Here is a 13,762-nt window from a genome sequence, read left to right as displayed (position 1 = left end):
TTGTGGCGCCCTGATCACGTTTGGCCGGTCATGTCTGTCAGCGTAGTTTGGCCGGTGGCGGGCCGACGCTTTCGCGGTTAATGAGCTCGCACGCCAGTTCAATCCGGCGTGCGGGCATTTCAATATCGGCATTGGTCAGTCGGCAGGTTTCAATCAGCAGATCCAGCGACAGCGCGCCGACTGTCTGCATCGGAATTTTGACCGATGTCAGCGCAGGTGACATGTATTGGCCCTGGGGCAGGCCATCAATGCCGACCACAGAAACATCTTTCGGGACGTTGTAGCCCTTGGCTTGCAGGGCGGAAACAGCGCCGACAGCCAGGATATCGCCAGCAGCGACAATGGCGCTGAAAGAAAGGTTGCTTTCGATGACCTCGGTAATGCGCTGGCTTGCGGCTTCGGCGGTCCAGTCGTCGATATCAATCACATAGTCGGGATTGTAATGTTCGGCCATGGCGTCGCGCCATCCTTCGAAGCGGCGCTGAATCGTGCGCCTGCCGGGGCGATTGAGAAACAGGATATGGCGGTGTCCCTGATTGATAAGATGTTTGGTCGCCAGGGAGGCCGCCGATCGATTGCATGGCGTGACCGAGCTTAGCTGCATTTCCGGATCGTCACCATTGACCAGGACGGCAGGCATATCCGAGGCGCGCACATAATCGAGTGTCGCATCATCGACGGAAACAAGCAAAAGACCGATCAAATCCGGGGCCTGTGCCGCGTTGTAGAGGTCTTCGAAGCGTTGATTGGGCTGATAGATGTAAGATTCTATGCGGATGTCCCGGCTTTCGGCGCGTTCGCGAACCCCTTCGAGAACATACATGGTGAACTGGCTGCGTTTGAAATCGATCATGGCCTCTTGCGAGGAAACAATCAGGACCTTTTGCCCGGCAGTGGTGCTTGAAACGGCGTAGTTCATTTCAATGGCCGCAGCCCGGATTCTGGAGGCGAGATGTTCGCGGACATAGCCATTGCCGCTTAGGGCGCGTGATACGGTTGCCGTAGAAACCCCAAGACGCGAGGCGATGTCGCTTATCTTCGTGCGTCCGCTAACTGCCATGTTTTTCCCTTTCCTGATTCTCATCAGTTTGTGGAATTTATTTACATATTGCACGAAAAATTTCTTGGTGTGATGTTTTTTCCTGTGCGGAACAGGAAGCCAGCTTCCTGCTTCTGCGAATTTATAAAGTGCGTCACCGATCCAAACGGTGGCTGAACGTGCAGGAACATCCTTAGGAGATATCCCGTGGCTATGGAACAACGCTATGGTGCCGGTCCCGATCAGATCGATGGAATGAATACGACCCAGTTGCGCGAGAATTTTATGGTCGAGCGTCTCTTTGTGCCGGGTCAGATCAGCTTTGCGTATACTCATTTTGATCGGATGATTGTCGGTGGTGCCGTTCCGGGGGAAAAGGCGCTTGGCTTTGGCGATGGCAAAGATGTCGGGACGAACCTGTTCTTTGATGCACGCGAAATGGGCATTGCAAACCTTGGCGGCGCGGGCTGGATCGAGGTGGACGGAACGCGCTATGAGCTTGCAAACCGCGATGTTCTTTATATCGGCCGTGGTGCTGAAACCGTTTCGCTGGGCAGTGATGATGCCAAAAGCCCGGCACGTTTTTATATGAATTCGGTCCCGGCGGGGCATTCAGTGCCGACGCGTCTGATCACGCGTGCGGAATCGAAAATCCTTGAGATGGGGGATGCCGAGAAAAGCAATCGCCGTTCCCTGGCGATGTATATTCATCCAGAGGTCGCGCCATCCTGTCTGTTGCTGATGGGCATTACCGATCCGGCGAAGGGTTCGGTCTGGAACACCATGCCGCCGCACCTGCATGAGCGCCGCATGGAGGCCTATTGCTATTTCGATCTTTCGGATGAAGACCGGGTTATGCATTTCATGGGGCGCCCGGATAATACCCGTCATCTGGTTGTGGCAAATGGCGATGTCGTCCTGTCGCCAGCCTGGTCCATTCATATGGGGGCCGGTACCGGGCCGTATGGTTTTGTGTGGGGCATGACCGGGGAAAATCAGGAATATACCGATGTTTCGCCGGTTGCCATTAAGGAGCTGCGTTAAGTCATGCTGCTTAAATCCGGAGCATCCGTTCCTTACTGGCAGGTCACGTCGCTTGAAGAACGGGCATATGATGTGGCGGATATGCCGATGGAAGGCGAGATGGATTCAACCTTTTTCCTGACAAAGGAAAAGAATTTCATCCCGCATACCTATCCCTGCCGGACCGCTTATATTGCCGAACGCCGTGGCAAAGAAATTGCCGAACTGCCGTTCCCTGACTGGCGGAAGGCAAGGAACATTTTGCCAGGTGGATCACCGTTTCTTGATCTTTCGGGGTTCTGGTTCCGGGCAACCCATATTCAGGGGTGGGCGAGAACGGCGATCAATGCCATGGATGCAGGCCCTGCGCGGTTGCGATTGGGTATTTGTGGGGCCGCGCGCGTTTATGTGAACGGGCGGGCGGTTGCGTGGCTTTCGCCCGCGACCCGGAATGCCATGGACGAGGTCGAGTTTGAGGCCGATCTGAAACAGGGCCACAACGAGGTTGCCGTCCAGTTTGAAGATCTGTGCGAGCGCGATGCGGTTATCCGTATTGCGCTTGTCTGGATTGACGGCCCAAAGGCAGAGGCGGGGAATTGTTTTCCGGCGGAACCTGACGCCGTATCTGCGGTCGAGGCGGCTGTTGATGCCATGCATCTTGATCGTAAATTCTATGACAGTGATGATATCTGGCTTGTCATGCCTGTGCCGTTTCCTGACAAGGTTCGCGGCCGGGTCAGGGTTGCCGGTCATTTCATGTCGCATGATCATGATGATGTGACGTTTGAAATTCCCGCGGGGGCAGATCGCGTGCGTCTGGCATCGTCGAACGATTTTCCGGCAGATTACCGGTATTTCGGATTTGCGTTCCAGTGCGGCGATTTTGCATCCGAAGCGCGGCTTGGTGCGGAAGTCAGTTGGCGTTCTGTAACCGGGCCAGCACCGGAAAACCTTGAGGCGCGCATTGCCGAAAGCCTTGCATGGATTGCAAAGAACGGTGAAACCGATACCGAAACCGCACTTGCCTGTGCGGCCGTCGGGGATGAGGTGGCGTTGGCGCGTGCCGAGGCAATCATCAACACGGCTTTGCCGGGGATCGAGCAGTGTTATGACTGTGCTGATTTTGCGCTGGTTCCGCTTTTGTGGACGCGCATTGTGTTTGCGGATCGGCTCCCTGCATCTTTGGTCGCGCGTATCGATGCCGCTATTCTTGAATTCCGTTACTGGATGGATGAGCCGGGCAACGATGTTCAGTGGTATTTCTCGGAAAACCATGCATTGTTGTTCCATACTTCTGCCTATCTGGCAGGGAACCTGTTGCCGCAGTCACATTTCCGGCGCGCAGATAGGAATGGCACCGCACAGAAACAGGCCGGTTATGAGCGCCTGATGGCGTGGTTCGATCATTTCGAAGCGGCCGAAATGGCGGAATTCAATTCCGGAACCTATTTCCCGATTGATCTTAAAGGGCTGGCGGCCCTGTTTGCGCTTGCACCCGACGAAGTCATTCGGAAACGGGCATCTGGGGCCATTACCCGACTGATCACCATGATTGCCAATTCGGCGCATCACGGCGTCATTACCGGGGCGCAGGGCCGAAGTTACGAGCATTCACTTTGCGTCGCCGATACTTTGGAACTGAACGGTCTTGCCAGATTGTTGTGGGGCAAAGGGCAGTTTGGGGCGCATGTGAATTGCCTGGCCCAGATGGCTTTGGCGTTGCGTGATCATGGGCTTGAATTGCCTGATCTTGCCGACATTGCCTGCTGGGAGAAACGCGATACCGCGCAGGAATGGACTTTCTGGCAGGGCGAAAATGCGTTTTGCCGATTGTATCATTACAAAACCAGTGAAACCGCGATGGGAAGTGCCGCCCTTTATCGCTGGCGGGACTGGGGATATCAGGAAACGCTTCTTCAGGCGCGGATCGGTCGCGAACCGGGCGCACAGATATTCATCAACCATCCCGGCGAAATTGTTCAATCCGGTTTTGGTCGCCCGTCCTTCTGGGGCGGATCGGCAAGTGTTCCACGCGTTCAGCAATATCGTGATCTGGCGATTGTCCGGTTTGAAGGTGTGGCACCGCAACCTGATTTTACCCATGCATGGTTCCCGACATTGGCGTTTGATGAATGGCATGTCGATGGATATCGGGCGTCGGCACGTTCGGGCGAGGGTGCGTTGCTTATATCGGCGTCGGGACCTTTGGAGCTTGTGCAAACGGGCGGGTCGGCCGGGCATGAATTGCGTCTTGCGGGGCGTGATGGGATATGGGTTGTTCGACTGGGACATGCCGGTGATTTGGCGAAATTTGCCAATAGCCATGCGCTTGATGTTCATGTTGATACCGATGGCACATATCGTATCGAAGATGCGCAATATGGCGCGGTGTTGTTCCATCAAAACGGCGTCGTATCGGCCGAGGGCCGTGCTCTTAATCCAATGGAATGGACGCTTGAGGGCGACCGCAAGGAATTGCCGCTGGTTCACTGAGGGAGCCGAGACCTCCCGTCGGCTCCTGAATGATGAAGGCCGGAATAGCAGAAATGCTGTTCCGGCCTTTTCATTATCGGTGGCGTATTGACGGTCAAATTGCAGCCTGTCTTGCGCATGTTGCTTGGCTGTTTATAGGGCATCTTTGGGAAGCGCCGACCGTTTGGGGTGTGAAACACACCAAAGAAGGATGGAAACCATGCCTGCAAAATCAAAAGCACAGCAGAGGGCGGGGATATTGGTGCTTTTTGCCAAGTGGAAGGGCAAGCCCGAACATATGTCGGACGCTTGAGCCCTTCCGATAATGCCGTGCGTTAAAGGTCGTCGATTTTTACACGCCGTTCTTCGCGGGCCGACAGGGCAACCGCGTGGATGACCTTTTCGAATTCAAACGCATCGTCAAAGCCCGGATAGGCAGCGTGATTGTCGCGGATGGCGCGCAGAAGGGCGGCGGCTTCGATGACCTTGAGGTCGTTAAAGCCAAGCTGATGGCCCGGTGCCGGACAGAAATTGCCATAAGGCGGATGTTCCGGGCCGGTCAGGATGGTGGTGAAGCCCTGTTTGGCGGTCGGGCCTTCGTTGCGGTAAAGCTGCAATTCGTTCAGCCGTTCCTGATCAAAGCACAGCATGCCCTTTGTGCCGTGGACTTCCCATGCCAGCCGGTTTTTGCGCCCCCAGGCGGAGCGGGAGGTTGAAATGCTGCCCTGTGCGCCATTGGCAAAGCGGACAAGGGCGGTTGCGGTATCTTCGTTTTCGACCTTTGCCCGGCCCGCCCCATCGGCCAGCGGGCGGGTTTCATGGACCGTCTGCATATCGGCAATCAGACTGTCGATCGGGCCAACAAGGCCATAGGTCATCGAAACCAGATGACATCCCAGATCGCCAAGTGCGCCCAAACCAGCGTCGGCAATCGTGCTGCGCCAGGTCCAGGGGAGTTCGGGGTTGGCCTGATAATCCTCGTCCACCCAGCCGCGAAAATGCACAATGTCGCCAATCGCACCCTCGCGCACCAGTTTGCAGGCATGGGTAAAGGCGGGGTTTTTGATGTAATTATAGCCGACCATGGTTTTCACCCCGGCCTTGCGCGCCGCATCGCGCATCGCACGCGCCTGATCAAGCGTCAGGGCCAGCGGCTTTTCGCAATAGACATGCTTGCCCGCCGCAATTGCGGCCAGCGCCATGTCAAAATGCAGCATATTGGGGGTGGTGATCGATACGATATCGACCGCCGGATCGGCAATCAGGGCCTTCCAGTCATCGGTGGCACGCGCAAAGCCGAACTGATCGGCCATGGTTCTGGCCTTGTCCGCCGGGGTATCACAGAGCAGTTCAAGACGGACATCAGGGACATCGCCCATCACGGCGCGAACCGCGCCAAATGCAAGCGCATGCGCCTTGCCCATGAAACCGGTGCCGATAAGGCCAATACCGATGGATGCCATTTCGCTGGACTCCCTGTCTGTATCAAAATAGAATTTTTATTCTATAAAATGGATGATCATGGAATACATCCAGCGTCAAGCAAAAACAAAAACAGGAAACCCGTACGCCATGACGGAACAAACCGCGCCGGTCTCGCTTGAAGAATTCAATCATCGGCTGGCTGAAATATCGGAGGCAATGCCCAAAAGATTGAGGCAATGCGCCGAATTTGTCGCCCAGAATACAGACCGTATTGCGGTTTCGACCGTGGCGGAACTGTCCGCCGGGGCGGGGGTGCAACCATCGGCCTTCATGCGGTTTTGCCAGTTGCTGGGCTTTTCGGGATTTTCCGAAATGCAGAAAATGTTTCGCGAAACCTATGCCCAGAAATGGCCCGATTACGCGACGCGATTGGAAAATCTTCGGGCAAGCGGGGCCGATAGCCCCAGTGCGCTTTTGGCGGAGTTTGTCGAGGCCGGGCGGCTGTCGCTTGAAAATCTGGCGTCGTCGATTGATGCCGGATTGCTTGAAGAAGCGGTCAATGTGCTGGCGGCTGCCCCGATGATCCATATTGTCGGGTTCAGACGCGCCTTTCCGGTGGCGAGTTATTTATCCTATGCGTTTGAAAAGATGGACATCCCGGCGGTTTTGCATGACGGGGTGGGGAAGCTTAACCCGCGTCATGCCATTCGCAAGGGCGATGTGATGATTGCCATTACCTTTGCCCCCTATTCGCAGGAAACCATCGATCTGGCGGCCTATGCACGGGGACTCGGCAACCCGGTTGTTGCGATTACCGATACGATGACAAGTCCGCTTCGGCGGATTGACGCCCTGACCCTTGCGGTGTCCGAAGTCGATGTCGGGGCCTTCAGGGCGCTGTCGGCCACGCTTTCGCTGGCGATTTCGTTGGCGGTGGCGATTGGGGCAAAACGGGATCGGGCAAGCGAATAGAAAAAATTTGTTGCATCAAAATAAAAATGGAATAAAAATTCCATTCATCGAATTCGGGGTACCTGACCCCGAAGCGAGGCCCGGTAAAAAGTGACGCCTTAAGAAATCACAGGCCGGACCGTTCACTGAACATTCAGTCGACGCATCGGGGCGCAAAATGCGGCCCCGTTTCAAAGCCACTAGGGAGGCTAACGATGAAGAAGACTTTGACCGCAATTGCGGCCGCTGCCATTGCCTTTGCCGGATTTACCGGGACTGCTTCGGCAGAAGACGAAAAATTCGTTCTGATCAGCCATGCACCGGACTCGGACAGCTGGTGGAACACCATCAAGAATGCCATCAAGGTCGCAGGCGACCAGATGGAAGTCACGGTTGATTACCGCAACCCGCCGACCGGCGATCTGGCCGATATGGCCCGTATTGTCGAGCAGGCAGCGGCCACCAACCCGGATGGCATCATTGTCACCATCGCCGATTTCAACGTGCTTAAAGGCCCGATCATGGATGCGGTTGATCGCGGTATTCCGGTGATCACCATCAATTCCGGCACCGTTGAACAGTCGGCCGAGCTTGGTGCGCTGATGCATGTTGGTCAGCCGGAATATGATGCCGGTTTCGGGGCGGGCAAACGTGCCGCAGCCGCCGGTGCGAAATCATTTGTCTGTGTGAACCATTACATCACCAACCCGGCATCGGTTGAGCGTTGCCGTGGCTTTGCCGATGCGCTTGGCGTCGAGCTTGGCAGCCAGATGATCGATAGCGGCATGGATCCGTCGGAAGTGAAGAACAAGGTCGCGGCCTATCTGAATACCAACAAGGATGTCGATGCGATCCTGACACTTGGCCCGAATTCGGCCCATCCGACCCTGGCCGCCGTTCGTGATGCCGGTCTTGCCGGTCAGATCATGTTTGGCACGTTCGATCTTTCCAGCGAAATCGCCGAAGCGATCAAAAAGGGCGAGATCAATTTCGCCATTGATCAGCAGCCTTACCTTCAGGGGTATCTGCCGGTCGTTATCCTGACCAACTATGCACGATATGGTGTTCTGCCGTCCGGCAACATCAATTCCGGTCCCGGTTTCATCACCAAGGACAATATCGCGCTTGTTGAAAAATACGCTGGCGAATTCCGTTAAGCATTCCTCCCGTCAGGGGGTGGGCAGCGTGCCGCCCCCTGGCAAAACTCACCTGCCAGATAAAAGAGTGATGTCATGACGGACGAGCGGCTCAAGCAAGTCTCAACCCTTCGACGTGCCATGATCCGACCGGAACTGGGTGCTATTTGCGGCACGATCCTGGTCTTTGTTTTCTTCTTCATGATCGCGGGCGATAGCGGCATGTTCTCGCCCGAAGGGGTGCAGAACTGGGGCGTGGTTTCTGCGCAGTTTGCCATTATTGCGGTTGGTGCCTGCCTTTTGATGATTGCCGGCGAATTTGATCTGTCGGTCGGATCGATGATCGGTTTTGCCGGGGTGGTGATTGCCATCCTGTCGGTCCATCTGGGATGGCCGGTGTGGCTGTCGATCATTGCGGCCTTTGTCATTTGTGTCGGGCTTGGCGCGTTAAACGGGTTCCTTGTGATCAAGACCGGGTTGCCGAGCTTTATCGTCACCCTTGCATTTCTTTATATCCTGCGCGGTTTGACGATCTGGTTATCCATCCTGACCACGCGCCAGACGATTATTGGCGGGGTCAAGGAAGCCGCAGAGGGTGATCCGCTGGCATTTCTGTTTGGCGGCGTGATTTTCAAGGACCTGTTCCAGTGGTTTGCCGATCTTGGACTGCTTGATACCTTTACGCGTGGTTCGCGCGAGGGGCAGCCGGTTGTCGAAGGCCTGCCGATGCTGGTGGTCTGGGCGGTGGTGCTGGTGATTTTCGGGCACTGGCTTTTGACCAAAACCCGGTTTGGGAACTGGATTTTTGCATCCGGCGGGGATGCGCAAGCCGCACGTTATGTCGGCGTGCCGGTCAATCGGGTCAAAATCCTGATGTTCATGTTTACCGCGTTCTGTGCCACGGTTTTCGCCACCTGTCAGGTGATGGAATTCGGTTCGGCCGCTGCAGACCGCGGACTTTTGAAAGAATTTGAAGCGATCATCTGTGTGGTGATCGGCGGGGCGCTTCTGACCGGGGGATATGGATCGGTCATCGGGGCAGCACTTGGCGCGCTGATTTTCGGTGTGGTTCAGCAGGGGCTTTTCTTTGCCGGGGCTGAAAGTTCGCTGTTCCGTGTGTTCCTGGGCGGTATCCTGATCCTTGCCGTCATCATGAACACCTATATCCGCCGCATGATCACGGGAGAACGGTGATGAGCACGCCATTGATTGAAATGAACAATATCGAAAAGCATTTTGGTCCGGTGATTGCGCTGGGCGGGGTGTCGTTCGATGTGATGGAAGGCGAATGCCATTGTCTGCTGGGCGATAACGGGGCGGGCAAGTCGACCTTTATCAAAACCATGTCGGGGGTCCATAAACCGACCAAGGGAACGATGAGGGTTGGCGGCAAGGACGTCGTTTTTGAAAGCCCGCGTGACGCCATGGAAAGCGGCATTGCAACGGTTTATCAGGATCTGGCGATGATCCCGTTGATGTCGGTGACGCGCAATTTCTGGATGGGGCGTGAACCGCGCAAAAGTTTCGGCCCGTTCAAATGGATCGATTTCGATCACGCCAATTCCGTCACACTGAACGAAATGGCGCGCATGGGGATTAATCTGCGCGAGCCGGAACAGGCCGTCGGCACCCTTTCGGGGGGCGAACGGCAGACGGTGGCGATTGCGCGCGCGGTCTATTTCGGGGCCAAGGTGCTTATTCTGGATGAACCGACATCCGCCCTTGGCGTGCGGCAGACATCCAATGTCCTTGCGACCATCGACAGGGTGCGCAAATCGGGCATCGGGGTGATTTTCATTACCCATAACGTGCGCCATGCCATGGCGGTGGGCGACCGTTTCACGGTTTTGAACCGTGGCCAGACACATGGCACGGCAAAGCGCGGTGATATCAAACCCGAAGAATTGCAGGATCTGATGGCGGGCGGTCAGGAACTGGCCGAGCTTGAAGGGTCGCTTGGGGGGACGATCTGATGAAAAAGCTTGATGTCATTACCATCGGACGATCATCGGTTGATCTTTACGGGGCGCAGATCGGCGGCCGACTTGAGGATATGGCATCCTTTAACAAATATATCGGCGGATCACCGACCAATATGGCGTGTGGCACCGCGCGGCTTGGCCTGAAATCGGCCCTGATCACGCGGGTGGGCGACGAGCACATGGGGCGTTTCATCCGCGAACAGTTGCTGGCCGAGGGTGTCGATGTCCGTGGTGTTGTCACCGATCCGGAACGTCTGACCGCCCTTGTCCTTCTGGGCGTGCGCGATCAGGAACAGTTTCCGTTGATTTTCTATCGGGAAAACTGTGCCGATATGGCGCTGTGCGAGGATGATATTGATCCCGAATTTATTGCCGATGCGCGGTGCGTCACGGTGACGGGGACGCATTTATCGCATCCGCGCACCCGGGCGGCCGTGCTGAAGGCATTGAAACTGGCGCGGGAAAACGGGGCCAAAACGGCCCTTGATATTGATTACCGGCCCAATCTTTGGGGATTGTCGGGGCATGGGGATGGTGAAAACCGCTTCATTGCATCGGACAAGGTGACCAAGGAACTGCAAGCGACATTGCATCTTTTTGACCTGATCGTCGGGACCGAGGAAGAGTTTCACATTGCCGGTGGCACGACCGATACGCTTGAGGCGCTTGAAAATGTGCGGGTTACGTCGAACGCGACACTGGTGTGCAAGCGCGGGCCGATGGGGGCGGTTGCCTTTACCGGCAAGATTGGCGCGAAGCTTGATGACGGTATTTCCGGCCCCGGTTTTCCGGTCGAGGTGTTTAACGTTTTGGGCGCGGGTGATGGGTTTATGTCCGGCCTGCTTAAGGGGTGGCTGACGGATCAGGACTGGGAAACGTCGCTTAAATATGCCAATGCGTGCGGCGCGTTTGCCGTGTCGCGGCATGGCTGTACGCCGGCTTATCCAAGCTGGGACGAATTGCAGTTCTTCTTTGATCGGGGGATCAAGAACCCGTCGCTGCGTCATGATGCGGAGCTGGAGCAGATCCATTGGTCGACCAACCGGATGGGTGACTGGCCGGAAATGCGGGTTTTTGCCTTTGATCACCGCATGCAGCTTGAAGACCTGGCCGATGAGGTTGGCGTTTCGCGCGACCGGATCGGGCCGTTCAAGGAGCTTTGCCTGCGTTCGGTGCGCGATGTGGCGGGTGATAAGCCGGGTTATGGCATCCTGTGCGAACCGCGCCTTGGCCGTGATGCGCTTTATGCCGCGGCTGGCACCGGGCTTTGGATCGGGCGGCCGGTTGAATTGCCGGGATCGCGTCCGTTACGATTGGAAATTGGCCCGGATATCGGAAGCAAGCTTGCCGAATGGCCGGTCGAGCATGTCGTCAAGGTGCTGTGTTTCTATCACCCCGATGATGACGCGGCGATGAAGGAAGATCAGGAAGAAACCATCAAGCGGCTGGCGGATGGGGCACGGGCCAACCGGCTTGAATTCCTGTTGGAAATCATCCCGTCAAAGGTTGCGGCCTGTGATGATCAGACGACGGCGAAAATCATCGAGCGGTTCTATGAGATCGGGGTTTATCCCGATTGGTGGAAGCTGGAACCGATGAAATCGGACGCGGCATGGCGTCATGCCTGTGACATGATTTCGCGCCATGATCCTTATTGCCGGGGCATCGTCGTTCTGGGTCTTGAAGCGCCCGAAGCCGAACTGGTGGCAAGTTTCGAGGTTGCGGCCAAGCATGACATGGTCAGGGGCTTTGCCGTCGGGCGGACGATCTTTGCCGGGGTTGCACGCGACTGGCTTGCGGGTAACATTGACGATCAAACAGCCGTTACACAGATGGCGGAAAAATATCGCGCGCTTTGCACCACATGGGATGCGGCGCGCAAAAAATCGGGAGGAGCGGCATGAAAACCGTTCGATTAACCGCCGCCCAGGCGATGGTGCGGTATCTGAGCAAACAGCAGAACGAAGACGGTGTACCGTTTTTCGGCGGGTGCTGGGCGATTTTCGGTCATGGCAATGTCGCCGGAATGGGCGAGGCATTGCACGGTATTGGCGATGATTTCCCGACCTGGCGCGGCCATAACGAACAGGGCATGGCGCATGCCGCCATTGCCTATGCCAAGGCATCAAACCGCAAACGTGCCATGACGGTCACGACATCGATCGGGCCCGGCGCGACCAATATGGTCACGGCCGCCGCATTGGCGCATGTCAACCGCCTGCCGGTCCTGTTTGTGCCCGGCGATGTGTTTGCCAATCGCGCCCCCGACCCGGTGTTGCAGCAGGTCGAGGATTTCGGCGATGGCACGATTTCGGCCAATGACTGTTTCAAGCCGGTCAGCCGTTATTTTGACCGCATCATGCGCGCCGAGCAGCTTTTGACCGCCCTGCCACGCGCCATGGCGACATTGACCGATCCGGCTGATTGCGGCCCGGTGACATTGGCATTCTGTCAGGATGTGCAGGCAGAAGCCTTTGACTGGCCCGAAAGTTTCTTTGAGACCAAAATCTGGAAAACCCAGCGTCCGCGCGCCGATCTGGATCAGCTTGACGCGGCGGTGGCGGCGATCAAGGCTGCCAAACAGCCAATGATCATTGCCGGTGGCGGAGTGCATTATGCAGGTGCCTGCGATGCCCTGGCCGAGTTCGCCCATCGTCACAATATTCCGGTTGGGGAAACGCAGGCGGGTAAATCGTCCATGCCGTGGGATGATGATCTTAACCTTGGTTCCATTGGTGTCACGGGGGCAAGCAGTGCCAATGCGATTGCCGAAAATGCCGATCTGATCATTGCGGTCGGGACACGGTTGCAGGATTTCACCACCGGCAGCTGGGCCCTTTTCAAGCATCCGGATCGGCGCATTCTGTCGATCAATGTCGCGGCCTATGACGCGGCCAAACATAATGCGATTGCGGTGACGGGGGATGCCAAAATCACCCTTGCCGAAATTGGCAACATGCTGGGCGATTACCGGGCACCGGCGATTGATGCCGGGCTTAAATCCGATTGGATTGCGGCGGTGGACAAGGTGACGGCAACACCAACGGGCAATGCCCTTCCGACCGATGCGCAGGTGATTGGTGCGGTTCAGCGCAGTGTTGATGACGATGCGATTGTGGTTTGTGCGGCGGGTGGTCTGCCCGGCGAGCTGCACAAGCTTTGGAAGGCGGCAAAACCCAACGGTTATCACGTTGAATACGGCTTTTCCTGCATGGGATATGAAATTGCCGGCGGGCTTGGGGTCAAGATGGCACAGCCCGACCGCGAGGTCGTCGTGATGGTCGGTGACGGGTCATACATGATGATGAATTCCGAACTGGCGACCAGTGTGATGCTGGGCCACAAGATCATCACCGTGATCCTTGATAACCGTGGTTATGGCTGTATCAACCGGTTGCAGATGGCGACGGGTGGGGAGAGTTTCAACAACCTTCTGGATACCGCACGCCATGTGGTGCCGTCCGCGATTGATTTCACCGCCCATGCCGGATCGATGGGGGCGATTGCCGAAAAGGTATCGTCGATCAGCGAACTGGAAGCGGCGATGGAACGTGCGCGCAAGGCCGACCGGTCATACGCCATTGTCATTGATACCGATCCCCTGCCAAGCACCGACGCCGGTGGTCATTGGTGGGATGTTGCCGTGCCGGAAGTTTCGGTGCGGCCAACAGTGAACGAAGCCCGCAAAAATTACGAAGCTGCGCTTAAACAACAGCGCCCCGGAGATTAAGAAA

Annotated in this window: 10 protein-coding genes; 8 read left to right on the top strand and 2 right to left on the bottom strand. The window is 56.5% G+C overall.

Annotation, left to right across the window (positions count from 1 at the left end; genetic code table 11):
- Positions 1-37: 37 nt before the first annotated feature.
- Positions 38-1,060 carry a LacI family DNA-binding transcriptional regulator gene (locus IT971_RS14525; protein WP_063095527.1) on the bottom strand — a complete coding sequence of 341 codons (1,023 nt, stop codon included), beginning with the start codon at positions 1,058-1,060 and terminating at the stop codon, positions 38-40.
- Positions 1,061-1,252: 192 nt separating this feature from the next.
- Between IT971_RS14525 and kduI the strand changes: the two genes are divergently transcribed.
- Positions 1,253-2,083 carry a 5-dehydro-4-deoxy-D-glucuronate isomerase gene (gene kduI / locus IT971_RS14520; RefSeq protein WP_037992780.1) on the top strand — a complete coding sequence of 277 codons (831 nt, stop codon included), beginning with the start codon at positions 1,253-1,255 and terminating at the stop codon, positions 2,081-2,083.
- 3 nt (positions 2,084-2,086) lie between these two features.
- Positions 2,087-4,555 (top strand): hypothetical protein, encoded by a 2,469-nt coding sequence (locus IT971_RS14515; protein WP_063095529.1) that lies wholly within the window; start codon positions 2,087-2,089, stop codon positions 4,553-4,555.
- 314 nt (positions 4,556-4,869) lie between these two features.
- Here the strand turns inward: IT971_RS14515 and IT971_RS14510 are convergent, their stop codons facing one another.
- Entirely contained in the window at positions 4,870-5,997 is a 1,128-nt protein-coding gene (locus IT971_RS14510; RefSeq protein ID WP_063095531.1) for a Gfo/Idh/MocA family protein, read from the bottom strand.
- 109 nt (positions 5,998-6,106) lie between these two features.
- On the opposite strand from IT971_RS14510, the gene IT971_RS14505 reads away from it, so the two are divergent.
- The 6 genes from IT971_RS14505 to iolD all read left to right on the top strand — a co-directional run bounded on the left by IT971_RS14505 (position 6,107) and on the right by iolD (position 13,758).
- Positions 6,107-6,931, top strand: coding sequence for a MurR/RpiR family transcriptional regulator (locus IT971_RS14505; RefSeq protein ID WP_063095533.1), 825 nt, complete (start codon positions 6,107-6,109; stop codon positions 6,929-6,931).
- 194 nt (positions 6,932-7,125) lie between these two features.
- Positions 7,126-8,067 carry a sugar ABC transporter substrate-binding protein gene (locus tag IT971_RS14500; protein WP_063095535.1) on the top strand — a complete coding sequence of 314 codons (942 nt, stop codon included), beginning with the start codon at positions 7,126-7,128 and terminating at the stop codon, positions 8,065-8,067.
- Positions 8,068-8,142: 75 nt separating this feature from the next.
- Positions 8,143-9,240, top strand: a complete 1,098-nt coding sequence (locus IT971_RS14495; protein ID WP_007090674.1) for an ABC transporter permease — start codon at positions 8,143-8,145, stop codon at positions 9,238-9,240.
- A complete protein-coding gene (locus tag IT971_RS14490; RefSeq protein WP_063095537.1) occupies positions 9,240-10,019 on the top strand; it encodes an ATP-binding cassette domain-containing protein in 780 nt (259 codons plus the stop codon). Before IT971_RS14495 ends, IT971_RS14490 begins: the two co-directional genes overlap by 1 nt.
- Complete coding sequence (iolC, locus tag IT971_RS14485) at positions 10,019-11,932, top strand: 5-dehydro-2-deoxygluconokinase (protein ID WP_063095539.1); 1,914 nt, start codon at positions 10,019-10,021, stop codon at positions 11,930-11,932. The genes IT971_RS14490 and iolC overlap by 1 nt, the downstream gene beginning before the upstream one ends.
- On the top strand, positions 11,929-13,758 hold the full coding sequence (gene iolD / locus IT971_RS14480; RefSeq protein WP_063095540.1) for a 3D-(3,5/4)-trihydroxycyclohexane-1,2-dione acylhydrolase (decyclizing): 1,830 nt from the start codon (positions 11,929-11,931) through the stop codon (positions 13,756-13,758). Before iolC ends, iolD begins: the two co-directional genes overlap by 4 nt.
- Positions 13,759-13,762 lie beyond the last annotated feature (4 nt).

Source organism: Thalassospira sp. B30-1 (genome assembly GCF_015767575.1).
Taxonomy (GTDB): domain Bacteria; phylum Pseudomonadota; class Alphaproteobacteria; order Rhodospirillales; family Thalassospiraceae; genus Thalassospira; species Thalassospira xiamenensis.
This window is presented reverse-complemented; position numbering and strand designations above follow the sequence as displayed.